Consider the following 25,853-nt stretch of genomic DNA (forward strand, 5'->3'; position numbering starts at 1 on the left):
CTAACGCAGAGACTGCGTATACCAAGGCATGGCGGTTTCCAGCCCGCGCAGGATATCGTAGGCCGGCTGGTAGCCCAGCAGCCGTCCCGCCTTGCCGATATCGGCCTGCGAGTGACGCACGTCGCCCGCGCGGAAATCTGCATACACGGGCTGCTTGTCGTACTTCACACCCTGGCCGGCCAACGCCTTGGCCAGGTAGCGGAACAGCTCGTTCAGCGTGGTGCGGCCGCTGTACGCCACGTTGTACACCTGGTTCAGGCCATCCTGCGGCGCCAGCGCGGCCAGCAGGTTGGCCTGCACCGCGTTCTCGACAAAGCAGAAATCCCGGCTGGTCTCGCCGTCGCCGTTGATCACCACGTCATCGCCGCGGATCATGGCGGCCGTCCATTTGGGGATCACGGCCGCATAGGCGCCGTCCGGATCCTGGCGCTTGCCGAACACGTTGAAATACCGCAGGCCCACGCTGGCCGTGCCATACGAACGCGTGAAAACGTCGGCATACAGCTCGTTGACGTATTTGGTCACGGCGTACGGCGACAGCGGATTGCCGATGGTGTCCTCGACCTTGGGCAGGCCGGGATGGTCGCCATAGGTGGAGCTGGAGGCGGCGTAGACAAAGGTCTTGACCTTGGCGTCGCGCGCGGCCACCAGCATGTTCAGAAAACCGCTGATGTTGACTTCGTTGGTGGTGATCGGATCGTTCAGTGAGCGCGGCACCGAGCCCAGCGCCGCCTGGTGCAGCACATAGTCGACCCCATCGGCGGCCCGCCGGCAGGCGTCCAGGTCGCGGATGTCGCCTTCCAGAAAGGTAAAGCGGGCCCATTGCGCCGGCTCTACCGCGCTGCGCACCTCGTCCAGGTTGCGTCGGTGGCCGGTCGCGAAATTGTCCAGCCCCACTACCGTCTGGTCCAGCCCGAGCAGCGTTTCCAGCAGGTTCGAGCCGATGAAGCCGGCGCACCCGGTAACGAGCCACTTGCGCGGCGACTGGCGCAGGTCCTGGCGGATGCTTGCGTAGCGATCGCTCATGCGGGCTCCTTACAGGCGCAGGTCGGATTCTTCGGGCGACAGCACGTACTTCAGGTCGTACAGCACATGTTTGGCCTTGCCCAGCTTGCGGATGGCCGCGGCGCCCATCTTGACGAACTGGTTGTGCGACACCGCCAGGATGATGGCATCGTACTGGCCGTCTTCGGGCCGGGCCACCGGCGTGATGCCGTATTCGTGTACGGCTTCCTGGGGATCGACCCAGGGGTCGTAGACATCGACGTCGACGTTGTAGTCGCCCAATTCTTTCACGATATCCACGACACGCGTATTACGCAGGTCGGGGCAGTTTTCCTTGAAGGTCAGGCCCATGACCAGCACGCGCGCGCCCTGCACGTGGATGCGCTGCTTGGTCATGCACTTGACCAGCTGCGACACCACATAACTGCCCATGGCGTCGTTCAGCCGGCGCCCGGCCAGGATGATCTCGGGGTGGTAGCCGATGGCCTGCGCCTTGTGCGTCAGGTAATACGGATCGACGCCGATGCAATGCCCGCCCACCAGGCCCGGACGGAACGGCAGGAAATTCCACTTGGTGCCCGCCGCCTTCAGCACGGCCTCGGTATCGATGCCCATCTTGTTGAAGATCAGGGCCAGTTCGTTGATCAGCGCGATGTTCACGTCGCGCTGCGTGTTTTCGATTACCTTGGCCGCCTCGGCCACGCGAATGCTCGATGCCTTGTGCGTGCCGGCCGAGATGATCTCGTTGTACAGCGCATCGACCAGGTCCGCGACTTCGGGCGTCGAGCCCGACGTGACCTTCTTGATGGTGCTGACGCGGTGTTCCTTGTCGCCCGGATTGATGCGCTCGGGGCTGTAGCCGGCGTAGAAGTCCTCGTTGAATTTCAGGCCCGACACGCGTTCGAGCACCGGCACGCAGTCTTCTTCGGTGGCGCCGGGGTACACGGTGGATTCGTAGATGACGATATCGCCGCGCTTGAGCACCGAGCCGATGGTTTCGCTGGCCTTGACCAGCGGGGTAAGGTCGGGCTGCTTGTATTGATCGATGGGCGTGGGCACCGTCACGATGAACACGTTGGCCTTGCCCAGTTCGGCGCGGTCGGCCGTGTAGGCAAGATGCCTGGCCTCTGCCAACTCGGCGTCGTCGACCTCGAGCGTGTGGTCGTGGCCCGCCTTCAGTTGGTCGATGCGCTTGGTGTTGATGTCGAAGCCGATGACCGGACGCTTCTTGCCGAACTCTACGGCCAGCGGCAGCCCGACATAGCCCAGGCCCACCACGGCAAGTTTCACTTCATCGATATGCAAGATAGCTCTCCCTTTGCCGCGATCGGTGCACGGCGTTCAAGATAGGAATGGGGAATTGTAAACACGGCTCGCAGGCCCGCTGCAGGGTGTCCAGGCACGGCTCAGTGCGCGCGCGGCAACAGCAGCCAGCCCGGCCGGCGCCAGGAAACCAGACGCACATACAGCCAGATGTAGGCGGCAGCGAACACGCCCAGGCTCAGGCAGAGGATCCAGGCGTTGTCCCACCATATGGTGGCCGGCACCAGGCCGATCAGCGCCAGCACCCACATATAGGGCGAGGCCAGCGCATTGCACAATGCCGGCACCGCATGGCGACGCCGGCGGCTGAACGTGACCCGCACCAGGCGCCGGAACACCAGCTGGTGCAAGTGCAGGGCGTCCGGCTGGTCTACCGGCACGCCACGCTTGAAGCGGCGTCGCCAGATGGAGAACCCCGTTTCGAATACAGGATAGAACAGCACCGCCAGCGCGTAGAACGGCGACACCGACGGGTTGCGCACCACCAGCAGCACGGCCAGTTCGGCCAGCATGAAGCCCAGGAAATACGCCCCGCCATCGCCGAGGAACACGCGTCCGAAAGGGAAATTCCAGACCAGGAACCCCACCGTGGCCGACGCCAGGGCGGCGGCGATCATCGAAATGGGCAGGTCGCCCACCTGCAGCGCCACGAGCGCGATGGACACCGCCATCAGCGTCGCCACCATGCCCGCCAGGCCATTCATGCCGTCGACGATGTTGAGCGCGTGGGTACAGCCGCCGACCGCGAACATAGTGAACAGCAGCGACACCGGCCAGAACGCCAGCACCCAGTCGACGGGCGCGATGCCCACGCGGCTGACGCCGCCCAGCAGCCACCACGCAATGGCGGCCGACAGAAAAGCGGCCAGCAGGCGCTTGCTGGCGCCGATGTCCTTGGTAATGTCTTCGAGCAGCCCCGCCACGAAAACCGGCATCACGGCGACAAACAATGCCGGCCACAGCCAAGTGAGCGTCATGTTGCTGGGGCCCAGCACCAGCAATCCGGCAAGCGAGCCCGCCAATACGGCCAAGCCGCCTACACGCGGTGTGGCGCGCGTATGGGATGCCTGTGGCTTGCTGAGGTCGCTGTCGCCAGTGAAGGCGCCATGCCAACGCTCGGATGCCACGATGAGCCCCCCCACCGTGAACGCCGCCACGCAGATGTACAGCCAGGTCACGGAAACACCTTAGTCGGGTCGAATTTCATGTAGCTCGACATTATCGGGAGCGCGTGTAACCGCCCTATATGAGAGACCTAAACAAGTGCAAGTCCCCCACACAGAACGTAACGGCGGACGCATGCGCCCCCCGCAGAGAAATTCATTGTAATTGTTTCCCCGGTATTACTACATGGGATTTTAAGGGTAAACACTTAATATCCGACGCGGGTCGCCTACCCTGCCGCCACAATGGACCATAAATAGGGACACACCAATCCCAGGCAAAAAAAAGCCCGAGATCTTGCGATCTCGGGCTAAATCCACCAAAGGAGGAGGGTGGAGGAGACAACCTTGGCATGCTGGGGTGAACACTGCATCAGGTTCGACCGCTACGCATCGGGGTTTGGCACCGCGCCGCTGCGTTTTCAACATCCATGACTGAATCGTAGCGCATAATTTTGTGCGATGCAAGATTCTTTTATCGTTGATCCCGCAATGTTGTGCCGTCGCCGCAAAACGGGGCCCAACGGTGGCTCAGCAGGCAAATATGCTGCGATTCGGGCGATGAAAAAGGGTAAACCCTTGCGGGGTTACCCTAGATTTTTCAAAGACTTAGCGCAAGTGGCCGGCGACGCATGGAGTGCCGCGCGGGGTTGCTGCTGCATTGCAGCAGTCAACTCTGGCCGGCGCGGGCTCGTCAGACCCAGTAGGCGGTAGAGGTCATGACGCGCGACATCGCCCGCATGGCGGCCCGCACGGGCGCCGGCAACGGCACGCCCCCGGCCTGCTCGGCGCTGTTGCGGTGCTGGACTTCGTCGGCCTTCATCTGGGTGACGATCTGGCGCGACCGCTCGTCCGTTTCGGGCAGGCTGCGCAGGTGCCCGTCCAGATGCGCTTCCACCTGCCGTTCGGTTTCGGCCATGAAACCCAGGTTGCGGGCGGTGCCCGCGACACTGGCCAGGGCCCCCAGGGTAAACGACCCCGCATACCACAGCGGGTTGAGCAGGCTGGGGCGGCTGCCGAGCTCATCGAGGCGGCGAGCGCACCACGCCAGATGATCGACCTCTTCGGAAGCCGCTTGCTGCAGCAGCTTGCTGACCGACGCTTCGCGGCAGGCGGCCGCCTGGCCCCGATACAGCGCCTGGGCGCACACTTCGCCCACATGGTTGACCCGCATCAGGCCGGCGGCGTGCCGCTTTTGCGCGTCGGTAAGCGGAGGCTGGGGTTCGGGTGCGGTGGCCGGATAGGGCCGTGCCGACGAGGCGGTTCCGGACAACACGCGCAGCGCACGGTCGACCTCGGCGATAAGGGGGTCCAGCGGGCCGCGCCGGCGCGAAAAAGGCGTGAAACCGGAAGACGGATTGGCTGCGGGCATGAATAGACTCCTGGGGTTACGACCACCCTGCTGCAGGGCGGGGCTCTCCATCAGGGATTGTAGCTAACGGGTATTATCCGTACTTGTTTGCCTTCAAGTTCAAGGACTACGCATGGAATGCACCATCAACTGGGGCGGCCCCGACGGCATGCTGTTCGTGGCCAGCACCGGCAGCGGCCACATAGCCACCATGGACGGCGCGGTCGAGGGCGGCGGCCACAACCTGGCTCCCCGGCCCATGGAACTGCTGCTGGCGGGCACCGGCGGGTGCACCGCCTATGACGTCGTGCTCATCCTCAAGCGTGGCCGCCACGCCGTCACGGGCTGCACGGTCAAGCTGTCTGCCGAACGCGCCGAGACCGACCCCAAAGTATTCACCCGCATCCATTTCGCTTTCACGGTCACCGGCCGCAACCTGCCACGCGCGGCCGTAGAACGCGCAGTGCAGCTGTCGCACGAAAAATATTGCTCGGCCTCTGCCATGCTCGAGAAAACCGCCGAGCTCGGCTTTTCGGTCGATATCGTCGATACCCAGGAACCGCAGGCTGCCTGAGCCGGTCCGCCTTCGGCGGACGCATTGCCATGAAACAATATCTCTCGCTCGTCCAGTCCATTCTCGACCACGGCTCGTGGCAGGAAAATCGCACTGGCATCCGCACCCTGTCGTTGCCGGGCGCCGCGCTGCGCTTTGATCTTCAGCAGGGCTTTCCCGCCGTCACCACCAAGAAGCTGGCGTTCAAATCCGCGGTAGGAGAACTGGTGGGCTTTCTGCGCGGCGCGCGCAGCGCGGCAGACTTTCGCGACCTGGGCTGCAAGGTATGGGACCAGAACGCCAACGAAAACGCCGCCTGGCTTGCCAACCCGTACCGCGAAGGGCCCGACGACCTCGGTCCGGTGTACGGTGTGCAGTGGCGGCGCTGGCCGGCCTACAAGCTGCTGCCGCTGGCCCGCGGCGCGCAAATCCAGGACGCGCTCGACCGGGGCTATGCCAAGGTTGCCGACATCAATGAAAACAGCGCGCCGCACGTGCTGCTGTACAAGGCGGTGGACCAATTGCGGCAATGCCTGGACGCCATCCACCGCACGCCGCAAGACCGGCGCATTCTGTTTCACGGATGGAATTGGGCCCAGATCGAAGAAATGGCCCTGCCACCCTGCCACCTGCTGTACCAGTTCCTGCCCAACGCATCCACGCGCGAGATCTCTCTGTGCTTGTATATCCGGTCCAACGACGTGGGGCTGGGCACGCCGTTCAACCTGACCGAAGGCGCGGCCCTGCTGCACCTGGTGGGCAGGCTCACGGGGTACACGCCGCGCTGGTTCTCTTACTTTATCGGCGATGCGCATATTTATGAGAACCACCTGCCGATGCTGCGCGAACAACTCACGCGCGAGCCGCTCGAGGCGCCCAGGCTGGTGCTGTCCGACCGCATTCCCGATCACGCCGTCACGGGCCGCTACGAACCCGAATGGCTGGAGCGGGTCGAGCCCGGCGACTTCGCGCTCGAAGGCTACCGGCACCACCCTCCCCTGACGGCTCCCATGGCCGTCTGAGCCGCAAGCGTCTTTGTTGATATGTCCGTCTCTCCGCGCCTGACCCTGGTCGTAGCCTATTCCGACAACCGCGTTATCGGACGCGATAACGCCTTGCCCTGGAAGCTGCCGGGCGACCTGGCGCACTTCAAGCGCACCACGCTGGGCAGCCCCATCATCATGGGCCGCAAGACCTGGGAATCGCTGGGGCGGCCGCTGCCGGGCCGCGCCAATATTGTCATCAGCCGCAATCCCGCCTACAGCGCGCCCGGCGCGCAGGTGGTGCCCGACCTGGACGCAGCCGTCCGGGCCTGCGGAAACGTCGACGACGCGTACGTCATAGGCGGCGCGCAAATCTACGCCCAGGCCCTGGCGCGGGCAGCGCGCATCGTGGCTACCGAAGTCCATGCGCAGGTAGAGGGCGACGCGTTCTTTCCGTACCTGCCCTCATTTGCATGGAAAGAGATTTCACGCGAAGCGCAGCCCGCCGAAAACGGCTACGCGTACGACTTCGTGGTGTACGAAAGCCAGCGCTGACGGCGGCGGCGCCTACCCGGACGCCCCCGCGCCCTGCAGAAAGCGCCACAACTCCGGGCCCTGCGAGTACGCCACGTTAAAGCGTATCCAGGGCACATCTTCTGCGGCCGGGTCGAAATACGAACCCGGCGCCAGCCATACGCCATGCTGCAACGCCCGTTCGGCCAGCACATTGGCTCCCCTGGACGCATCGGGCAGCCGTGCCCACAGAAACAGGCCCGCCTGCGGCCTTGCCCACACTGTCATGTCGAGGGCGTCCATCTGCTGGCACACCGTGGCGTGCGCCTGTGCCAGGCGCTCGCGAGTGCGCGTGATGTGGGCGCGGTAGCGGCCCTCGCGGATAACCTGGTGCACGACGCGCTCCATGATCTCGGGCGACGTCAGCCCCGCGGCCATCTTGGTGCGCGCAATATCCCGCATGACATCCCGGTGCGCGACCACGTAGCCCACCCTTACCGACGGGCTGATCACTTTGGAATACCCCCCCAGGTAAACCACCCGCTGCGCGCCGTCGAGCGCGGCCAGCATGGGCGCGATACCGGGCATCAGTTCGCGCGAGATGTCATCTTCAATGATCCAGAAATCGTGCTGCTGCGCAGCCTGCAGCACCCGGAAGGCATTCGACATGCTCATCGTCGCGCCGGACGGGTTCTGCAGCACAGTATTGACGAACAGCGCACGGGGCCGGTGCGCAGCGGCCAGGCTCTGCAAGGCCTCGCAGTCCAGCCCGTCGGAGGTGCGCGGCACGCTGACGATGCGCAACCCCGCCAGCCGCAATAGCGGCAACAGATTCGCGTAACAGGGTTGCTCCACCGCCACCGTATCGCCAGGACGCAACAGCGTGCGGATCACCAGGTCCAGCCCATGCGTGACGCCCTGGGTCAGGGCCACCTGGTCCACCGCGACTTGCAGCCCGTGCGCGGCCAGGCCGGAGGCCACACTTTCACGCAGCGGCACATAGCCGTAGGGCTGCCCGTAGCCGGCGATACGTAAAGCCGGCACGCGGCTCAGATGCCGCAAGGCCTGGTGCAGCCCTTCTTCGTTCAGCCATTCCCCGGGCAACCACCCGCAACCAGACTTGATGGGTATGGAATGATCGGCGTAGATGTCAGACAGCAGCCAGCCCGCGCCCAGCTTCGGCGGCTGCCAGGGTGCAGGGTCGGTGGGCGCCGCCCGCGCCTGGGCGGCCACACGGTAGCCGGCGCCGGGCCGGGCGCTCAGCCACCCCTGCGCCACCAGCCGGCCATACGCGCTGGCCACGGTAAACGTACTGACCTCATATTTGCGGGCGAATTCGCGCACCGACGGCACGGGCATGCCGGATCTGAGCCATTGCCCCTGGATGGCCTGCGTATAGGCCTGGACAATCTGGTCAACCAGGGGCGGAGCCTGCTTGCGCGATCGGTTGGGCTGGAAGTCGAACATGGGCACGGCTCGCGGATACTGGGCAATGGGACCAGGCAATGAAACCAGCACAGTTTATTGATTATGTACTGTACAGTTAGCCCATTTTACGCAGATCGTATATTTTCTTACTCGCACGAGCCGGTGAGAATGGCCTGGAACCTGCCCGCGGCGCGCCCATCTCATACCCGAGGCGCGCGCAGGCCATTACTGGAGCCCGCACCATGAACGCCCCCAACGGTCTGCCCGATCTTTCTCATCTGTGGATGCCGTTTACCGCCAACCGGCATTTCAAGTCCCAGCCCCGCCTGCTGGCCAGTGCCAAAGGCATGTACTACACGTCTGTCGACGGTCGCCACATCCTCGACGGCACTTCCGGGCTATGGTGCGTCAATGCGGGCCACTGCCGCGACGAAATCGCCCAGGCCATCGCCAGACAGGCTGCCTCGCTCGACTACGCCCCCGGCTTCCAGCTGGGCCACCCACAGGCATTCGAGGCCGCTTCGGCGGTCGCCGGAATCATGCCGGCCGGCCTGGACCGGATATTCTTCACGAACTCCGGATCCGAATCCGTGGATACCGCGCTGAAAATCGCGCTGGCCTACCACCGCGCGCGTGGCGACGCGCAACGCACCCGGCTGATCGGGCGCGAGCGCGGCTACCACGGCGTGGGCTTTGGCGGCATTTCGGTAGGCGGCATATCGCCCAACCGCAAGACTTTCTCGGGGGCGCTGCTGCCCGCCGTCGACCACCTGCCGCACACGCACAGCCTGGAACACAACGCGTTCTCGAAAGGCCAGCCGGCCTGGGGCGCCCACCTGGCCGACGAACTCGAGCGCATCGTGGCGCTGCACGACCCGTCGACCATCGCCGCCGTCATCGTCGAACCCATGGCGGGCTCGACCGGCGTGCTCGTGCCGCCGCAGGGCTATCTGCAGCGCCTGCGCGACATTACGGCCAAGTACGGCATCCTGCTGATCTTCGATGAAGTCATCACGGGTTATGGCCGCCTGGGCGCCGCCACCGCCAGCGAATGCTTCGGCGTGACGCCCGACCTCATCACCATGGCCAAGGGCATCAGCAACGCCGCGGTGCCCGCCGGCGCGGTGGCCGTCAAGCGCGACGTGCACGACGCCATCGTCAACGGCGCGCCGGGCGGCATCGAGTTCTTCCACGGGTACACCTATTCGGCGCACCCGCTGGCCACGGCCGCCATCCTGGCCACGCTCGACATCTACCGCCGCGAAGACCTTTTCGCGCGGGCCCGCAAGCTGGCGCCGGCCTTCGAGGCCGCCGCCCATTCTTTGCAGGGCGCGCCCAATGTGATCGATGTGCGCAACATCGGGTTGGTGGCCGGCATCGAGCTGGCGCCCCGCAAGGACGCCCCCGGCGCGCGCGCGGCCGAAGCCTTCCACAAGTGCTTCGACAGCGGGCTGATGGTTCGCTATACGGGCGATACGCTGGCCGTGTCGCCGCCCCTGATTATCGAAGAAGCGCAGATCGATCAGATATTCCAGTCGATCGGCAACGTGTTGAAGGAAATCGCCTGATCTCATGAAGAAGCTCTCTCACTATATTGGCGGCCACGCCTACGAAGGTCGCAGCGGCCGCTACACCGAAGGCTTCAATCCGGCCACGGGCGAAGTCGCCAGCTCGATCCCGCTGGCCTCGCCCGAAGACGTCGACGCCGCCGTGGCGGCCGCGCGAGCGGCTTTCCCGGCCTGGTCCGAAACGCCCGCGCTCAAGCGCGCGCGCATCCTGTTCAAGTTCAAGGCGCTGCTCGATCAGCACCAGGACGAACTTGCCGCCCTGATCACGGCCGAGCACGGCAAAGTCCTGTCGGACGCGAAGGGCGAAGTCGTGCGCGGGATAGAAGTCGTGGAATTCGCCTGCGCCGCGCCGCAATTGCTCAAGGGCCAGTACACCGACCAGATCGGCGGCGGCATCGACAACTGGAGCATGCGCCAGCCGCTGGGCGTGGTGGCCGGCATTACGCCGTTCAACTTCCCCATGATGGTGCCCTGCTGGATGTTTCCGGTAGCGCTGGCCTGCGGCAACACCTTCGTGCTCAAGCCTTCCGAACGCGACCCCTCGGTATCGCTGCGCCTGGCCGAACTGCTGAAAGAAGCGGGCCTGCCCGACGGGGTGTTCAATGTGGTGCAGGGCGACAAGCAGACAGTGGATGCGCTGATCGCGCATCCCAATGTCGAGGCGCTGTCTTTCGTGGGCTCGACACCCATCGCCGAATACATCTACGCCGAAGGCTCTCGCCGTGGCAAGCGCGTGCAGGCGCTGGGCGGCGCCAAGAATCACATGGTCGTCATGCCGGATGCGCAGCTCGACCAGGCGACGGACGCCCTTATTGGCGCGGCCTATGGTTCCGCGGGCGAGCGGTGCATGGCCATTTCCGTGGCCGTGGCGGTAGGCGATGTCGCCGACCAACTCATCGAGCGCCTGGAGCCGCGCGTGCGGGCGCTGGTGATCAAGAACGGCATGGAGCCCGACGCCGAGATGGGGCCGCTGGTCACCGCCCAGCACCGCGCCAAGGTGCTGGGTTACATCGAAGACGGCGTCGCCGCGGGCGCCAGGCTGGTCGTGGATGGCCGCGAACCGCGCTTTGACGGCAAGGGTTACTTTCTGGGCGGCACGCTCTTTGACCACGTGACGCCGCAGATGAACATCTACCGCGAAGAAATCTTCGGGCCGGTTCTGTGCGTGGTGCGCGTACCCGACTTCGCCTCGGCGGTCGAACTGATCAACGCGCACGAATTCGGCAATGGCGTGGCGTGCTTCACGTCGGACGGCGGCGTTGCGCGGGCATTTGCCCGGCAGATCAAGGTGGGCATGGTCGGCATCAACGTGCCCATTCCGGTGCCCATGGCATGGCACTCGTTCGGCGGCTGGAAGCGTTCGCTGTTCGGCGACCACCACGCCTACGGCGAAGAAGGCGTGCGTTTCTATACGCGCTACAAGAGCGTCATGCAACGCTGGCCCGACAGCATCGCCAAGGGCGCCGAATTCACCATGCCCGTCGCGAAGTAAACGCGGCCGCAGCGCTGGCGCGACGCGCCAGGCCAGGCGCACGGCCAGCCCGCAATAGGGCCGGGCGTGCGCTGGCGCGCGCTCGCGCCCCGATCCATGCGGCCTGCATATCGCTGCCGCGCTACGGTCATCCCTTATTGCCCAACCCGAAAATCTTCAGCAGAATCGCTTTATCCGGATTTCTTCCACGCGTTCGCAAGCCCCATCAAGGATCATTCGACGATGCGCATCGGGATAGGCGGGTTCCAGCACGAAACCAATACATTCGCGCCATCGCGCGCCACTTGGGAAGAATTCGCCGACAAAGGCGGAGGCTGGCCCAAGCTGGTGTCCGGGCCGGCCATGTTCGACGCCGTGGCGGGCGCCAACATCCCGGTCGCGGGCTTTATCGACGCCATGCGCGAACACACGCTGCTGCCCACCACCTGGGCGGCCGCCAGCCCTTCCGGCCCTGTCACGCGCGACGCCTACGAGCGCATCGGCTCCCTGATCCTCGACGGCCTGCGCCAGGCCATGCCGCTCGACGCCGTCTATCTCGACCTGCACGGCGCAATGGTTGCCGAACACCTCGACGACGGCGAAGGCGAGCTGCTGCGCAGGGTGCGCGCCCTGGTGGGCCCTGCCGTTCCCATCGTGGCCAGCCTCGACCTGCACGCCAACGTCACGCGAGCCATGATCGCGCATGCCGATAGCCTGGTCTGCTATCGCACCTACCCGCACATCGACATGGCCGAAACCGGCCAACGCGCGGCGCAGCTGCTCGACCGCCGCCTGCATGGCATGCCGCGCCCCTACGTCGCGCTGCGCAGCATTCCCTACCTGATCTCGCTTTGCTGGCAGTCCACTGATATCGAACCGGCTCGCAGCCTGTACAAGCTGCTCGACGATATCGAAACCCGCGAAACCGTCATCAGCCTGTCTTTCGCCACCGGATTCCCGGCGGCCGATTTTCCCGAATGCGCACCAACCGTGTGGGCCTACAGCGACACCCAGGCCGACGCCGACGCAGCGGCAGATGCCATGGCCCGTGCCGTGCTCAACGCCGAGGCCGACTTCGGCGGCAAGATCCACGATCCCGACGAAGCCGTGCAGGCGGCCATGGCCATGGCAAGCCAGGCGCCCAAGCCTGTCATCATCGCCGACGTCCAGGACAACCCCGGCGCCGGGGGCAGCTCCGACACCACGGGCATCCTGCGCGCATTGCTGCGGCACGGCGCGGCCAATGCCGCCATCGGCCTCATCGTCGATCCGCAGGCCGCGCGGGCTGCGCATCGCGCCGGCGTCGGCAACACCGTCCGGATCGCCCTGGGCGGGCACTCCGGCATTCCCGACGACACCCCGCTCGACGCCGAGTTCGTGGTCGAAAAAACATCCGACGGCCGCTTCGACACGCACGGCGCCTTTTATCGCGGTTTCCACATGGATCTCGGCCCCAGCGCGTGCCTGCGCCTGGACGGCGTGCGCATCGTCGTGGCCTCGAACAAAGTGCAGATGGCCGACCAGGAAATGTTCCGCTTTGCCGGCATCGAGCCCACGCGCCAGGCCATCCTGGTGGTAAAGAGCTCGGCGCACTTTCGCGCCGACTTCACGGACATCGCCCACGCCATCCTGGTATGCGCGGCGCCGGGCTCCATGCTGATGGACGCCGCGCAGCAACCATGGACACGGCTGCGGCACGGCATCAGAATGGCACCTTGCGGTCCCGCTTTTTCCGCCCGCACGGCCATTGCCTGACCCTGGCGCGCCGCCCCGGCTGCGCGCCAGTTCAATCGGCGGAATCCTCCGCCGACCCAACGACTTGAAGGGGAATCTCCATGCTGAAGCTAGTTCGTGCGGCCGCCCTGGCCGGTGCCACGCTCATGGCGGCAGGCGGCGTCCACGCCGAAACCGTCATCCGCGCGGTCATGCATTCGCCGTTGCGCCTTACCGACCCCCATGCCACCACGGCGTACATCACGACCTGGCACGGGTACATGATCTACGACACCCTGCTGGCTACCGATGCCAATAATAAAGTCCAGCCGCAGATGCTCGAAAAATGGGAAGTCTCCGACGACGGCAAGACTTACACCATGACACTGCGCGACGGCCTCAAGTGGCATGACGGCCAGCCGGTCAAGGCCGAAGATTGCGTCGCCTCGATCAAGCGCTGGGCCGCCGGCGACGGCATGGGCCGCACGCTGCTGAAGTTCGTCTCCAGCATCGACGTGGTCGATGACAAGACTTTCCGCATCGTCATGACCGAACCCACCGACCTGGCATTGCGCGCGCTGTCCAAGCCCACGGGCACGGCCGCCTTCATGATGCCCAAGCGCATTGCCGAAATTCCCGTCGGCACCCCCATTACCGACATGACCGGCTCCGGCCCGTTCAAGATCGCCGAGTTCAAGCCGGGCGTCACGACGGTGTACGTCAAGAACCCCGATTACGTCCCCCGCAAGGAACCCGCCAGCGCGCTGGCCGGCGGCAAAGTGGTCAATATCGACAAGGTCGTCTGGAACGTCATGCCCGATGCGCTGACCACCGCCAATGCCCTGATGGGCGGCGAGATCGACTACGTCGAACAGTTTCCGTACGACCTGCTGCCCATGCTCGACGGCAATTCCGACTTCAAGGTCGAATCGCTCAGCCCCGTCGGCTACTTCACGATGTACCGCTTCAACTTCAAGTACCCGCCCTTCAACAACAAGAAGATCCGCCAGGCCGCAATGTATGCCGTGGGCCAGGAAGACGTGATGAAGGCGCTGGTGGGCAATCCCAAGTACTACCAGACCTGCGCGTCGCTGTGGGGTTGCGGCACGCCGTACGAAAGCGATATCGGCAAGGACATGGTCGTGCCGTCGAATATCGAGAAAGCCCAGGCCCTGCTCAAAGAAGCCGGCTACGACAACACGCCCATCCTGGTCATGCACGCCACCGACGTAGGCACGCTCAGCCCGCAGCCTGTGGTCATGGCCCAGGCGCTGCGCAAGGCGGGCTTCAACGTGAACCTGGCCGCCATGGACTGGCAAACCGTCGCCACCCGCCGCGCCTCGAAGGCGGCGCCCGACGCCGGCGGCTGGAACGTTCACAACACCAACTGGTATGCCACCGACATCATGGACCCGGTCCGCTCCGCGCCCGCCTCGGCCAATGGCGACAGCGCCTGGTTCGGCTGGCCCGACTTCCCCGAGATCGAAGCCCTGCGCACCAAGTTCGCCCTGACCTCCGACCCGGCCGAACAAAAGAAGATCGCCGACGAAGTGCAGCGCATCGGCATCGAAGAAGGCCTTTACGTTCCGCTGGGCCAGATGTCGGTTCCCACCGCGTATTCGGTCAAGCTCAGCGGCTTGGTACACGCGCCGATCATGGCGTTCTGGAACGTCAAGAAGGCGCCTTAGGAATCGGACATGCTGGCTTTTATCATCCGCCGCCTGCTAGCCACCATACCCGTCCTGGTATTGGTGGCCGTCGTGGTGTTCGCCATCCTGCGCCTGAGCCCCGGAGACCCGGCGGTCATCATGGCGGGCGACGCCGCCACGCCCGAACGCATCGCCCAGATACGCCAGGTAATGGGCCTGGACCAACCCCTGTTCAAGCAATTCTTCCTCTGGGCAGGCCGGTTGGTGCAGGGCGACATCGGCACATCGCTGATGTCGGGCGTACCAGTGCGGCAACTTATCAGCCAGCGGCTCGAACCTTCGCTCAGCCTGGCGGTGCTGACCCTGGTGTTCACGCTCATCGTGGCCATCCCGCTGGGCATCCTGGCCGCCTGGCGCCAGGGCCGGCTGCTCGACCGCATGGTCATGGGCTTTTCGGTATTGGGTTTCTCGGTGCCGGTTTTCGTCACCGGCTACCTTCTGATCTGGGCCTTCGCCATCGAGCTCGACTGGTTCAAGGTGCAAGGCTATGTGCCGCTGTCTCAGGGGTTCTGGCCGTTCCTGCACCGGCTGATCCTGCCCGCGTTGGCGCTGTCCACCATCTACGTGGCGCTGATCGCCCGCATCACGCGCACCAGCGTCATCGAAGTCATGGGTGAAGACTTCATCCGCACCGCGCGGGCCAAGGGGCTGGGCGAAACCGGCGTGCTGCTCGGGCATGCCCTGCGCAATGCGGCCGTGCCCATTGCCACTGTCGTCGGCGTGGGCATCGCCCTGCTCATCAGCGGGGTGGTCGTCACCGAGTCGGTATTCAACATTCCCGGCCTGGGCCGGCTCGTGGTCGAAGCCGTGCTCGCGCGCGACTACCCGGTCATCCAGGGCCTTACGCTGTTCTTTGCCTTCGTGTACGTCTTCATCAATTTACTTGTCGATTGCGCCTACACGGTGTTCGACCCGCGCATCAGGTACTGACCATGGTCACGCAATCCGACACCATCACCCAGGCTCCCGACCCACACGTAAGCGATCCGCGCACCTCGGCCTGGCGCCGCGTGCGCCATTCCCTGAAAAGCTGGCCGGTGCTGCTGGCGCTGATCGTGCTGCTGCTGATCGTGGCTGCAGCGCTGCTGGCACCATGGCTGGGCACGGTCAACCCCACCGCCATCGATCCGGCCAACCGCCTGAAGCCTCCTTTCGGCGGTTATCTTCTGGGCACCGACGCCTTCGGGCGCGACATCTGGTCGCGCGTCGTGTATGGCTCGCGAATCTCGCTCATCGCGGGGCTCGGCGCGGCGGTCATCAGCGTCATCGCCGGGCTGGTCATCGGCCTCATCGCCGGCTGGTTCCGTTCGCTCGACGGCCTGATCATGCGGGTCATGGACGCCATCATGGCGATCCCGGGCATCCTGCTGGCCATCGCGCTGGTGTCGGTTACCGGCGCCAGCCTCACTACCGTGCTGGTGGCTATCACCATTCCCGAGATTCCGCGCGTGGTCCGCCTGGTGCGCGGCCAGATCCTCAGTGTGCGCGGCGAACCCTACGTCGAAGCCGCGCTGGCGCTGGGCACGCCGCTGCCCCTGCTGCTGTGGCGCCACATGGTGCCCAGCACGGTGGCGCCGCTTACGGTACAGGGCACCTATGTGTTTGCATCGGCCATGCTCACCGAAGCCATCCTCAGCTTCCTGGGTGCGGGCATCCCGCCCGAAATCCCCTCCTGGGGCAACATCATGTCCGAAGGGCGCATGTACTTCCGCATGCTGCCCGGCCTGATCCTGTTCCCCGGCCTGTTCCTGTCGCTGACGGTGCTCAGCGTCAACATCCTGGGCGACGCGCTGCGCGATGCGCTCGATCCCAAGATGGCAAAAAGGATCTGACGCCATGGCTTACGTTCCTCACCCACCCCCGGGCGACACTTCCACCGCCGTACTGGCCATCCGCAATCTCTCGGTCGAGGTCATCGGCGCCGGCAACCGGGTCGTACGCAATCTCAGCCTGGACGTGCACGCCGGGGAAACCGTCTGCGTGGTCGGTGAATCCGGCTCCGGAAAGTCGGTCAGCTCACTGGCCGTCATGGGCCTGCTGCCCCCGGGCGTGTTGCAGCCCAGGGGCACGGTGCGCGTCGAAGGCGAAGACGTCCTGTCGGCGTCGCCGCGCCGCCTGCGCGAAATGCGCGCCACCCGCATGGCCATGGTGTTCCAGGAACCCATGACCGCACTGAACCCCGTGCACACGGTGGGGCGGCAGGTCGACGAAGTCCTGCGCCTGCACCGTCGCATGACGCGCGCGCAACGGCGGGCCAAGGTGCTCGAAATGTTCCGCTCGGTACACCTGCCGGATGTCGAGCGCATCTACGACTCATACCCCCACCAGCTGTCCGGCGGCCAGCGCCAGCGCATCGTCATCGCCATGGCGCTCATCCTGGAGCCGCGCCTGCTCATCGCCGACGAACCCACCACCGCGCTTGATGTCACCACGCAAAAACAGATCCTCGCGCTGATAAAAGAACTGCAGCACAAGCACCGCACAGCCGTGCTGTTCATCACCCACGATTTCGGGGTCGTCGCCGAAATCGCCGACCGCATCGTCGTCATGAACCGCGGCGACCTCATCGAAAGCGGCACCCGCGACGAAATCCTCGCGCACCCCCAGCAAAGCTACACGCGACGCCTGGTTTCCTCGGTACCCAGCCTGATACCCGTGCGTCGCGACACCCCTGCGGGCACGCCCGTATTGCAAGTCCGCGGCCTGGGGCGCACCTACACCGACAAGCGCTCTTTCTGGGGCGGCGGGTCTCGCTCGGTGCAGGCGGCCAGCGACGTCAACCTGGTGCTGCGCAAAGGAGAAATCCTGGGCATCGTCGGCGAATCGGGCTCCGGAAAATCCACCGTCGCGCGCTGCATACTGCGCCTGATCGAGCCCACCACAGGCACCATGCTCATTGGCAACGACGATATCTCGGGCCTTTCCGGCGCGGCCCTGCGGCCGGTACGCCGCCGCATCCAGATCGTTTTCCAGGACCCGTACCGTTCGCTCAATCCCCGGCGCAAAGTGGGCGAGTCCATCATCGAAGGCCTGCTCAACTTCGGCGTCTCGCGCGAACAGGCGCTGGCGCGGGCCACCGAAACGCTAAGGGTCGTGGGCATGGGCGCCGACGCCCTCGAACGCTACCCGCACCAGTTCTCGGGCGGTCAGCGGCAGCGCCTGTGCATCGCGCGCGCCCTCGTCATGGAACCCGAAGTCCTGGTCGCCGACGAAGCCGTATCGGCCCTCGACGTATCCGTGCAGGCGCAGGTGCTCGAGCTGCTCGAGCAAATCCGGCAGCGTACCGGCGTCGGGGTGCTGTTCATCACCCACGACCTGCGCGTGGCCGCGCAGATCTGCGACACCATCATGGTCATGCAACGCGGCATCGTGGTGGAAACCGGCGCCGCCGACATCGTCCTCACCCAGCCCTCGCACGACTACACGCGCGCCCTGATAGACGCGGCCCCGGGCCGCGGCTGGGACTTCCGCAATTTCCGGCCCCTTGCGGCATAGCCATGCCAAGGGGCGACACCCCGTCACGCAGGGGCCAGTATGCGCAGGCGCCTGGCCCCACCCTTCATACATCCGAACTGGAGCACACCACCATGCGCTGGCTACTGGCAATGATCAAGCACGAAACCAACACGTTCTCGCCCGTACCCACGCCGCTGGAACGCTTCTTTCGCGGCAGCCCCGAAATCCTCGCCGGCGAAAGAGCCCTCCGTGCGTACGAAAACACCGACAGCGGCCTGGGGGGCTATATCGAAGTCGCCCGCCGTGAGGGCGCCGAAATCGTCATACCCGTCGCCGCCGAATCGTGGCCCAGCGCGCCCACCGACGCGGGCACATACGAACGGCTCTCCGAACTGATCCTGGACGAAGTGCGACGCGGCGGCTACGACGCCATACTGCTCGACCTGCACGGCGCCATGGTCGCCGAAGGTATCGAAGATGCCGAAGGCCACCTGCTGCGCCGCCTGCGCGAAATAGACCCCCATACCCCCGTGGGCGTCACACTGGACATGCATGCCAACATATACGACGACATCGTCAGGCATGCCACCGTCATCACCGGCTTTCATACTTATCCGCACGTAGACATCCGGGCAAGCGGCGTGCGCGCCGCCGACGTCATCGCGCGCACGATCAAGGGCGAGATCCGCCCGGTCATGGCGTGGGCCAACAAACCCATGCTGCCCCACATCATGCGCCAGGGAACACACGCCGATCCCAACAAATCCCTGCAGGACCGCTGCCGCGCACTCGAATCCCAGGGCATATTGGCCGCGTCCGTGTTCGTAGGGTTTCCACACGCCGATATCCGCGAAGCCGGCCTCAGCGCCGTTATCTGCACCGACGCAGACTCCGCCGCAGCCGAGCGCTACCGCGACGAACTGCTGCAAGCCGCCTGGCAGGCGCGCGAACAATGGGTGTTTCACTGCGAACCGCTCGAGCCGGCCATTGCGCGGGCCAAGCGCATCGAACAAGGGCCCGTGATCTTGCTCGACCACTTCGACAACACCGGTTCGGGCGGCACCATGGACACCACCGCCGTCCTGGCCGAAATCCTGCGCCAGGAACTCGACAACGTGGCCTTCTATGCCATATGCGATCCGCAGGCGGCACGCCAGGCGGCGGCGGCAGGGGTGGGCGCCGACATCACGCTGGAAATCGGCGGCAAGGTTCCCATGCCTGCACTCAAGGAACAAAGCCCCCCGCTGTCGGTCTCCGGGCGGGTCAAGCTCGTATTCGACGGGGTGTACCTGAACCGCGGCCCGATGTACCGTGGCGTACGCAACGACACGGGGCTCACCGTTGTTTTCGATACCGGCCGGGTGCAGATCGTCATCGTTTCCCGCCACCAGGAACCCTTCGACATCAATTGCCTGCTGTCCGCCGGCATCGATCCCATGCAAAAGCGCTACGTCGCACTGAAAAGCCGCGTGCACTGGCGCGCCGGCTTCGCCGACATGGCCACCGAGATCATCGAATGCACCGGCGTGGGTGTCACGACATCCGACTACAGCCAGGTCGAGTTCAAGAATGTGCGCCGGCCCATCTATCCCCTGGATCCCCTCTGACGGCCGTACTGATACGTCTTGTAACCCTGGTGCGTCCCCCCACCCCGGGCCTCGTCGGTATACTCGCGCCGGGCTAACGCCCCGGGCTATCGCGCCCCGGGGCTCGCGCCCGCCCGGCCGGCCACCTGGCGTCCGGGCAGCACTCATAACGACAGTTGGACGGTACGATGAAAAAGGCAGTGGGGATCTCGACAGGGATATTGACGGTGTTGGCGGCGGCATGGCTCGGGGCCACCTGGTACACCGGTAAACGCATAGAGGCCGAGACGCCTGCCCACCTTGCCGAAGTCAACCAGGCGCTCGCCGACGCCCTGGGCGGCGTGGGGTTCGGCCTGGAAATCCGGCAGATCGAATATCAGCGCCATTTCTTCTCCAGCCATGCACGCTACGCCGTATCGCTGACCAAGACGGCCGATGCGCCCGAAGACCTGCCCGAGGGCGCGGCCGAGTTCGTGTCGCATATCCAGCACGGCCCCTTTCCGACGGGCGCGCTGGCGCGCGGCCACTGGCTGCCCAAGCTGGCATTCGTACATGCCGAGCTGGCCGCCAACGACGACGTGAAACCCCTCTTTGAGCTGACCAAGGGCGCCACGCCGTTCTGGAGCGACACCGTGGTGTCGTACAACGGCGACTCCTCCGGTACCGCAGAGATCGCCCCGCTTGAACTCACCAAAGACGGCGCCACGATATCGTTCAGTGGCGCGCGTGCCCAAGGCGAATATACCCAGGCCACCCGCAGCTCTGTCGCCCAGATCGATATCGAGCGTATCGCCATGGACGCCAGCCAGGGCGACCGGCCGGCCAAGGCCAGCGCCGCCGGCATCACAATGAGCATGGACAGCCGCCAGGGGCAATTCGGCTTTGGCATCGGAAAGTCCGCCGCGCAAGTGCAGCGTGTGGACATTGAAGATCTCGCCACCGATACCAAGGTTGCATTGCAGGGCCTGGGCTACACCGCCCACCTGGGCGAAAACGGCGCCAACCTCAATCTTGAAATGCGCTACGAGCTCGGTCAGATCGACGTCAACGGCCACAATTTCGGCCAGGGGCAGGCGGTGATCAAGCTCGACCGCCTGGACGGCAAGGCCATGGCCGAGCTGTCCGAGCTCTACAACGAAATCTTCACCGACATCAAGAACGCCGATACGCCGTCCGAAGCCCTGACTACCGAGCGTCGCCAGGCACTATTGATCGCAGGCCGGCAAGTATTGGCGGGCAATCCGTCGTTGCAGATCGCTCCGGTTACCTGGAAAACGCCCAAGGGCGAAAGCAGCCTGGCACTGACGCTGGACCTGACCAAGCCGGCCGCCCTGGATGCCGAGCAACCCCAGGCCGACGATCCGCATACGCTGCTGCGGCAAGGCATCAAGGCGCTCAACGTCAAGGTCGTAGTGTCCAAGCCCATGGCGCAGGACATCATCGCGCAGGTACTGCAGGCCCAGGGGCTCGAACCCCAACAGGCCGCCTCCGAAGCCAACGAGCACATTCGCTCGGCGTCGGGCATGGCAGAAATGCTGGGCCTGGGCACCAACGACGGCGACAATCTGCTCAGCACCTTCGAGTACGCCGAAGGCGTCGCTACCCTCAACGGCAACCCCGTGCCCTTTGACGAACTGCTTGGCGACCTGGTGGGCGACATGGGCGAAGCCGCCGAAGCCGCCGACAGCCAGCTGCTGGACACGCTCGACCCCGACCTCATGGGGCAAATCCTCGAACAGGCCGGCTACGCCTACGAAACCACGGTAGCGCCAAGCGGCAATCCCGTTATCGACGTCGAGCCCGGCAGCTCGGGCGCAGCCAGCCTGCGCATCGAGTTCAATGAATGCGATATTGACACCAGCTGCTCCGACCTGCTGATGCGGGCCACCTTTGCGCCAGAACGGCCCGTGTCGCTGCGCACGCTCAACCACTGGAACGTCAACAGCCGCTGGACCCGCGCCTTCCTCAACAGCGACAACCAGGCTGTGCTGGAAATGGACGTCAATGCCTACGGCGGCATCGGCGACCAAGGCGCCGATTATCTGGTCGGGGTATTCCTGAGGTCGGTGCCCGAGTTCGCGGACCTGATCGCCAACCCTCCCCGGTAATCGATCACCAACTCATTCTTTGCTTTTTCGCAAAACGCCCGCACATTCTGCGGGCGTTTTGCTATCAGGGCAGCCGTAAACTGGGGGGGCGCGTCGTGCCTAGCCGGCCCGACGAACAGGCCACACGCGCAGCGCCAACCCCGCCATGAACTTCCTTCCCCTCTTCCATTCGCTGCAAGGCCGCACCGCCCTGGTCGTGGGCGGCGGCGACGTGGCATTGCGCAAGGCCCGCCTCCTGCATGCCGCCGGCGCCCGCCTGCGCATTGTGGCGCCCAGCCTGCATGCTCAAATTGCCCCGCTGGCCACCGACGTGCACCAACGATCCTACGTCGAATCCGATCTCGACGGCGTAGTGCTGGCCATCGCCGCCACCAACCATGCCGCATTGAACGCCGCCGTGTCGGCGCACGCCCAGGCGCGCGGCATACCCGTAAACGTGGTCGACTCACCGGCCTTGTGCAGCGTCACCTTCCCGTCCATCGTCGACCGCTCGCCGCTCATGGTGGCCGTGGGCAGCGGCGGTCATGCGCCCGTGCTGGCCCGGCTGGCGCGGGCACGCATCGAAACCTGCCTGCCTGCTCACTATGGCCAACTGGCCGGCCTGGCGCGCGAATTCCGCGACAAAGTCCGGGCGCGGCTGCCCGGCGTACGTCAACGTCGCATCTTCTGGGAAGAAACCTTCCAGGGCGCGGTGGCCGAAGCCATCTTCGCCGGGCAGCCCGCCCAGGCCAGGCAACTGCTCGAAAACCGCCTGGCAGGCGCGCCTCCCGACGCACCCGGCGAAATCTACCTGATCGAATCCGGCCCGGGCGATCCCGATCTGCTCACCTTCCGAGCCCTGCGCCTCATGCAGCAAGCCGACGCCGTAGTGCCCACGCCGTCGGTACCGACGACCATCGCCGACCTCTGCCGCCGCGATGCCGACATGCTCGACGCCTACCCATTGTGCGCCGGCGCAGCCCCCGGCTGCGCCGGGCAGCTCGCCGACCTCGCCCGCCAGGGCAAGCGGGTCGCGCTGCTGATAGCGGGCAACGTTCCCCTGTCTGCCCGCACCGCCCTGCTGCACGCGCTCGCGGCACAGGGCGTTCGCTACCAATGGGTGGCCGGCGTCGGCGCACCAACCCTTGCACCCAATACCTGAAGCACGCAACGTCTCGAACGCTACCCCATACCCATGCAGCTTCATCGCGTACACCACCAGATCCTGCGCAGCCACCATTTGTTCGAGCCCCTGGGCGAATCGCAGCTCGACACGCTGTTGCAAACCGCCAGGCTGCTCAATGTCGACAAAGGCGAACAGCTGTTTCACCAGGGCGAGCCCGCGCATGCCTTTTATTTCGTCATTGCGGGCACCGTCAAAATCTACCGCGTCACTCCCGATGGCCAGGAAAAAGTCTTCGATGTCATAGGCGGGCGGCAAACCTTCGCAGAAGCGATGATGCTGATGGACACGCCCGACTACGTTGCCTCGGCCCAGGCCATCGCGCCATCGCAGCTCTACCGCTTTTCCAATGCCACCTACATGGAACTGCTGCGCAGCAACAGCCAGCTGACGTTCGCGCTGCTGGGAAAGCTGTGCATTCGCCTGCACCAGCGCATCAACGAAATCGAAACGCTATCGCTCAAGAACGCCACGCATCGCGTGGTGCGCTACCTGATCACCCAGTTGGCAAGGCGGCCCGACTCCGACAGCTTCGAATTGCCCATGGCCAAGCGCCTGGTTGCGGGCCATTTGTCCATTCAGCCCGAGACGTTCTCGCGCATCATGCGGCGCCTGATCGACGAAGGAATCATCACGCAACAGGGAAACCATATCCGCGTGGTCAACCGTCAGCGGCTTGAGCTCTTCGAATAAGCGTTATTGCACCACCATGCCAGAATGCCTGTACTGCCAGCACGTCGCGCCGGACACCGAGCAACACTGCCCGCAATGCGCAATGCCGTTGCCCGCGCAGGCCCGCCGTGTCCGCCAACAAAGGCTTCGGCGGTTCCAGTGGTTTTGCGTCGGCCTGTGCCTGTTCTGTGCGGTGATGATCTACTGGCTGCCGCGCACCTTGCCTTGACGCGCCATTTCAGGCCAGCGTCAACTGCCGATACAAATGCGGCAGCCGATACGGAAGCTGCTGCGGCTGCCGAATAAGGGTATAGCCATGTGCGCCGAACATGTACGGCAAGTAGCCGCCTGCCTCGCGATCAATGGTGATGCAAAACGGCAAAAGCCCCTGCCGGCGCGCCTCTATTACGGCCTGCCGCGTATCCTCGACTCCATAACGGCCCTCGTAGCGATCCAGATCGTTCGGCTTGCCATCGGTAACCAGCAACAGCAGCTTTCGCCTGCCGGCAGCGCCTGACAGCATGCGCGTCGCTTGCCGCAATGCAGCCCCCATGCGCGTGTAGTAACCGGGGCGCAATGCCTGGATACGGCCTCGTGTGGCATCGTCGTAGCGTTGCCGGAAGGTTTTCAGTTCCAGCATGCGCACCTGCTCGCGGCGCAGCGACGAAAACCCATACAGCGCAAACCGGTCGCCAAGCGCCGCCAAGGTTTCACCGAACAGCAGCATACTGTCCGAGATGACATCAATGACGCGGTGCTCATCGTCCAGGTGAGCATCCGTAGACATCGACAGATCGGCCAGCAGCAGGCAAGCCAGGTCGCGGCGGGCGGGGCGACGCTCCAGGAACCATCCGCGTTCTTCACACTGGCCATGCTGGCGCTCTGCCTGGAAGTCGATCCAGGCCTGCATGTCCAGCTCGCTGCCCAGCGGCTGCTGGCGCGACCATTGGCGTTCGCTGCGCAGGTGTTCCAGCTGGCGGCGCAGGCGGCGAGCCAACGGCCCCAGGCGGGCCGGCAAGCCCGCGGGCGTGGACTCGCGCGGCGTCATCATCTGCATCCGCACGAAGTTTTCTTGCATGCGCTGGCGCCGGTAGTCCCATTCGGGCAGCACGATAGGCCCGCCCAACGGCCTGTCGTCGGCATCCGCCGGGGGCAGGTCCAGGTCCAGCTTCAGGCCGCCACTACGGCGCGTACGCCGACGTGACATCGCGAGCTCGTCCAGGTCTTCGGCGACGCGGGCCGCGTCCATATCTTCACTGTCATCGCCGCGTCGATCGAGATCCACGTGCTCGGACCAACTGAACAGGTTCTCGAGCCGGATCAGCAGCAGCCCATCTTTGCCGGAATGGTCGTCGACCCGGCTGGCCCGCTTGCGTGCGGTGTTGGACGATCGCGCCGTTGCGCTGTGCCCGCCTTGCTCATCGACGCCACAGTCGATGGATTCGGCCCGCCCGGCGCCTTGTGGCGGATACAGCCACATCGGCACCGGCCATGGCGCCCGTTCGCTGCGAGGAAATTCGACCACGCTGCCCGGCTGTTGCAAGGCGCTGCGCACCGCCCGTTCGAGTTCGGCTTCGTCGCGCCGCAAGCCGGCAGGGTTGGGCCGCAGCCGCAGGTGCGCATCGACCAGACGCCGGTATCGCGGCTGCAAGGCCGGATACCGGCGCAGCAAGGCCTGGGTCCAGCCCTGGTTGTCGCGCCCCCAGTGCTGCATGCGCCCTGACTGCGCCGCCAGCAACACCAGCCAGCGGTACAGGTCGGCGTTGAGTGCGACGTCAGGGAAAGCCGCCAATTGACGCGGCAAGCGGAGCGTATCGGCGTCGCGCCATGCCACGGCATCATGGTGGCCGGCACCGGCCAGGCGCTGCATCACATTGCGCCGAAGCGCCAGGTTGCGGCGATCGGCCGATTCCAGCGCAACGCCGCCCGCCCCGCCCATGGCGCGAAACAGCACCGCAAGATGGCGGTGCATATCGCCCAGCGTTACCCGCGCTGCGGCAAACTCGCGGTTAGCCTGCCGGGTGATGAATCTGTGCCAGATGCCGCCAACCCATTCTTCCAGTTCGAAGCTCATACCGGCTTTGTCTCA

20 protein-coding genes are annotated in these 25,853 nt (G+C 65.1%); 14 read left to right on the plus strand and 6 right to left on the minus strand.

The annotated features are described in order from the left end of the window. The 4 genes from CAL19_RS15175 to coq7 form a co-directional block, all read right to left on the minus strand. Entirely contained in the window at positions 1-1,026 is a 1,026-nt protein-coding gene (locus CAL19_RS15175; RefSeq protein ID WP_026638829.1) for an SDR family oxidoreductase, read from the minus strand. A 9-nt stretch (positions 1,027-1,035) separates the two neighbouring features. Next, complete coding sequence (gene tviB / locus CAL19_RS15180; RefSeq protein WP_026638830.1) at positions 1,036-2,310, minus strand: Vi polysaccharide biosynthesis UDP-N-acetylglucosamine C-6 dehydrogenase TviB; 1,275 nt, start codon at positions 2,308-2,310, stop codon at positions 1,036-1,038. 101 nt (positions 2,311-2,411) lie between these two features. Further along, positions 2,412-3,506 carry an MraY family glycosyltransferase gene (locus CAL19_RS15185; RefSeq protein ID WP_026638831.1) on the minus strand — a complete coding sequence of 365 codons (1,095 nt, stop codon included), beginning with the start codon at positions 3,504-3,506 and terminating at the stop codon, positions 2,412-2,414. A 679-nt stretch (positions 3,507-4,185) separates the two neighbouring features. Beyond that, a complete protein-coding gene (gene coq7 / locus CAL19_RS15190) occupies positions 4,186-4,863 on the minus strand; it encodes a 2-polyprenyl-3-methyl-6-methoxy-1,4-benzoquinone monooxygenase (protein WP_026638832.1) in 678 nt (225 codons plus the stop codon). 112 nt (positions 4,864-4,975) lie between these two features. Between coq7 and CAL19_RS15195 the strand changes: the two genes are divergently transcribed. Genes CAL19_RS15195 through CAL19_RS15205 form a run of 3 tightly spaced genes read left to right on the plus strand, consistent with a single transcriptional unit; the run spans position 4,976 to position 6,933 of the window. Next, a complete protein-coding gene (locus tag CAL19_RS15195) occupies positions 4,976-5,416 on the plus strand; it encodes an OsmC family protein (RefSeq protein WP_026638833.1) in 441 nt (146 codons plus the stop codon). Between the two features lie 29 nt (positions 5,417-5,445). After that, positions 5,446-6,417 (plus strand): thymidylate synthase, encoded by a 972-nt coding sequence (locus tag CAL19_RS15200; protein ID WP_094797263.1) that lies wholly within the window; start codon positions 5,446-5,448, stop codon positions 6,415-6,417. 21 nt (positions 6,418-6,438) lie between these two features. Continuing rightward, the gene (locus tag CAL19_RS15205) at positions 6,439-6,933 is read left to right on the plus strand and encodes a dihydrofolate reductase (protein WP_026638835.1); all 495 of its coding nucleotides are present in this window, start codon (positions 6,439-6,441) and stop codon (positions 6,931-6,933) included. Between the two features lie 12 nt (positions 6,934-6,945). Here CAL19_RS15205 and CAL19_RS15210 read toward each other — a convergent pair whose 3' ends face one another. After that, the gene (locus CAL19_RS15210) at positions 6,946-8,358 is read right to left on the minus strand and encodes a PLP-dependent aminotransferase family protein (protein ID WP_026638836.1); all 1,413 of its coding nucleotides are present in this window, start codon (positions 8,356-8,358) and stop codon (positions 6,946-6,948) included. 203 nt (positions 8,359-8,561) lie between these two features. Here CAL19_RS15210 and CAL19_RS15215 point away from each other — a divergent pair, with 203 nt between their 5' ends. The 11 genes from CAL19_RS15215 (at position 8,562) to CAL19_RS15265 (ending at position 23,785) form a co-directional block, all read left to right on the plus strand. Continuing rightward, positions 8,562-9,887, plus strand: a complete 1,326-nt coding sequence (locus CAL19_RS15215) for an aspartate aminotransferase family protein (protein WP_026638837.1) — start codon at positions 8,562-8,564, stop codon at positions 9,885-9,887. A 4-nt stretch (positions 9,888-9,891) separates the two neighbouring features. Beyond that, positions 9,892-11,379, plus strand: coding sequence for a CoA-acylating methylmalonate-semialdehyde dehydrogenase (locus tag CAL19_RS15220; protein WP_094797264.1), 1,488 nt, complete (start codon positions 9,892-9,894; stop codon positions 11,377-11,379). Positions 11,380-11,601: 222 nt separating this feature from the next. Continuing rightward, positions 11,602-13,113, plus strand: a complete 1,512-nt coding sequence (locus CAL19_RS15225; RefSeq protein WP_094797265.1) for a M81 family metallopeptidase — start codon at positions 11,602-11,604, stop codon at positions 13,111-13,113. Between the two features lie 80 nt (positions 13,114-13,193). Continuing rightward, positions 13,194-14,759 carry an ABC transporter substrate-binding protein gene (locus CAL19_RS15230; RefSeq protein WP_026638840.1) on the plus strand — a complete coding sequence of 522 codons (1,566 nt, stop codon included), beginning with the start codon at positions 13,194-13,196 and terminating at the stop codon, positions 14,757-14,759. Between the two features lie 9 nt (positions 14,760-14,768). Then, a complete protein-coding gene (locus tag CAL19_RS15235) occupies positions 14,769-15,710 on the plus strand; it encodes an ABC transporter permease (protein WP_026638841.1) in 942 nt (313 codons plus the stop codon). A gap of 2 nt (positions 15,711-15,712) precedes the next feature. Beyond that, positions 15,713-16,612: an ABC transporter permease gene (locus tag CAL19_RS15240; RefSeq protein ID WP_026638842.1), complete on the plus strand. Its 900-nt coding sequence runs from the start codon at positions 15,713-15,715 to the stop codon at positions 16,610-16,612. A 4-nt stretch (positions 16,613-16,616) separates the two neighbouring features. Next, complete coding sequence (locus CAL19_RS15245) at positions 16,617-18,275, plus strand: ABC transporter ATP-binding protein (protein WP_094797266.1); 1,659 nt, start codon at positions 16,617-16,619, stop codon at positions 18,273-18,275. Between the two features lie 92 nt (positions 18,276-18,367). Next, complete coding sequence (locus tag CAL19_RS15250) at positions 18,368-19,843, plus strand: M81 family metallopeptidase (RefSeq protein ID WP_026638844.1); 1,476 nt, start codon at positions 18,368-18,370, stop codon at positions 19,841-19,843. A gap of 167 nt (positions 19,844-20,010) precedes the next feature. Continuing rightward, positions 20,011-21,930 (plus strand): DUF945 family protein, encoded by a 1,920-nt coding sequence (locus CAL19_RS15255; protein ID WP_094797267.1) that lies wholly within the window; start codon positions 20,011-20,013, stop codon positions 21,928-21,930. 145 nt (positions 21,931-22,075) lie between these two features. Further along, a complete protein-coding gene (locus CAL19_RS15260) occupies positions 22,076-23,071 on the plus strand; it encodes an NAD(P)-dependent oxidoreductase (protein ID WP_094797268.1) in 996 nt (331 codons plus the stop codon). A gap of 33 nt (positions 23,072-23,104) precedes the next feature. Continuing rightward, on the plus strand, positions 23,105-23,785 hold the full coding sequence (locus CAL19_RS15265) for a Crp/Fnr family transcriptional regulator (protein WP_026638896.1): 681 nt from the start codon (positions 23,105-23,107) through the stop codon (positions 23,783-23,785). A 217-nt stretch (positions 23,786-24,002) separates the two neighbouring features. Here the strand turns inward: CAL19_RS15265 and CAL19_RS15275 are convergent, their stop codons facing one another. After that, positions 24,003-25,838 (minus strand): nitric oxide reductase activation protein NorD, encoded by a 1,836-nt coding sequence (locus CAL19_RS15275; protein WP_094797269.1) that lies wholly within the window; start codon positions 25,836-25,838, stop codon positions 24,003-24,005. Positions 25,839-25,853: the final 15 nt, after the last annotated feature.

It is taken from the genome of Bordetella genomosp. 7, assembly GCF_002261265.1.
In the GTDB taxonomy this organism is placed as follows: Bacteria; Pseudomonadota; Gammaproteobacteria; order Burkholderiales; family Burkholderiaceae_B; genus Bordetella_A.

What these genes read in the sequence shown, in the direction of transcription:
- CAL19_RS15220 (WP_094797264.1), top strand. Translation starts at nt 9,892, where the DNA reads ATGAAGAAGCTCTCTCACTATATTGGCGGCCACGCCTACGAAGGTCGC.
- CAL19_RS15260 (WP_094797268.1), top strand. Translation starts at nt 22,076, where the DNA reads ATGAACTTCCTTCCCCTCTTCCATTCGCTGCAAGGCCGCACCGCCCTG.
- CAL19_RS15195 (WP_026638833.1), top strand. Translation starts at nt 4,976, where the DNA reads ATGGAATGCACCATCAACTGGGGCGGCCCCGACGGCATGCTGTTCGTG.
- CAL19_RS15235 (WP_026638841.1), top strand. Translation starts at nt 14,769, where the DNA reads ATGCTGGCTTTTATCATCCGCCGCCTGCTAGCCACCATACCCGTCCTG.
- CAL19_RS15210 (WP_026638836.1), bottom strand. Translation starts at nt 8,358, where the DNA reads ATGTTCGACTTCCAGCCCAACCGATCGCGCAAGCAGGCTCCGCCCCTG.
- CAL19_RS15175 (WP_026638829.1), bottom strand. Translation starts at nt 1,026, where the DNA reads ATGAGCGATCGCTACGCAAGCATCCGCCAGGACCTGCGCCAGTCGCCG.
- CAL19_RS15265 (WP_026638896.1), top strand. Translation starts at nt 23,105, where the DNA reads ATGCAGCTTCATCGCGTACACCACCAGATCCTGCGCAGCCACCATTTG.
- CAL19_RS15250 (WP_026638844.1), top strand. Translation starts at nt 18,368, where the DNA reads ATGCGCTGGCTACTGGCAATGATCAAGCACGAAACCAACACGTTCTCG.
- coq7 (WP_026638832.1), bottom strand. Translation starts at nt 4,863, where the DNA reads ATGCCCGCAGCCAATCCGTCTTCCGGTTTCACGCCTTTTTCGCGCCGG.
- CAL19_RS15200 (WP_094797263.1), top strand. Translation starts at nt 5,446, where the DNA reads ATGAAACAATATCTCTCGCTCGTCCAGTCCATTCTCGACCACGGCTCG.
- CAL19_RS15255 (WP_094797267.1), top strand. Translation starts at nt 20,011, where the DNA reads ATGAAAAAGGCAGTGGGGATCTCGACAGGGATATTGACGGTGTTGGCG.
- CAL19_RS15275 (WP_094797269.1), bottom strand. Translation starts at nt 25,838, where the DNA reads ATGAGCTTCGAACTGGAAGAATGGGTTGGCGGCATCTGGCACAGATTC.
- CAL19_RS15205 (WP_026638835.1), top strand. Translation starts at nt 6,439, where the DNA reads ATGTCCGTCTCTCCGCGCCTGACCCTGGTCGTAGCCTATTCCGACAAC.
- CAL19_RS15215 (WP_026638837.1), top strand. Translation starts at nt 8,562, where the DNA reads ATGAACGCCCCCAACGGTCTGCCCGATCTTTCTCATCTGTGGATGCCG.
- CAL19_RS15225 (WP_094797265.1), top strand. Translation starts at nt 11,602, where the DNA reads ATGCGCATCGGGATAGGCGGGTTCCAGCACGAAACCAATACATTCGCG.
- CAL19_RS15240 (WP_026638842.1), top strand. Translation starts at nt 15,713, where the DNA reads ATGGTCACGCAATCCGACACCATCACCCAGGCTCCCGACCCACACGTA.
- CAL19_RS15230 (WP_026638840.1), top strand. Translation starts at nt 13,194, where the DNA reads ATGCTGAAGCTAGTTCGTGCGGCCGCCCTGGCCGGTGCCACGCTCATG.
- CAL19_RS15245 (WP_094797266.1), top strand. Translation starts at nt 16,617, where the DNA reads ATGGCTTACGTTCCTCACCCACCCCCGGGCGACACTTCCACCGCCGTA.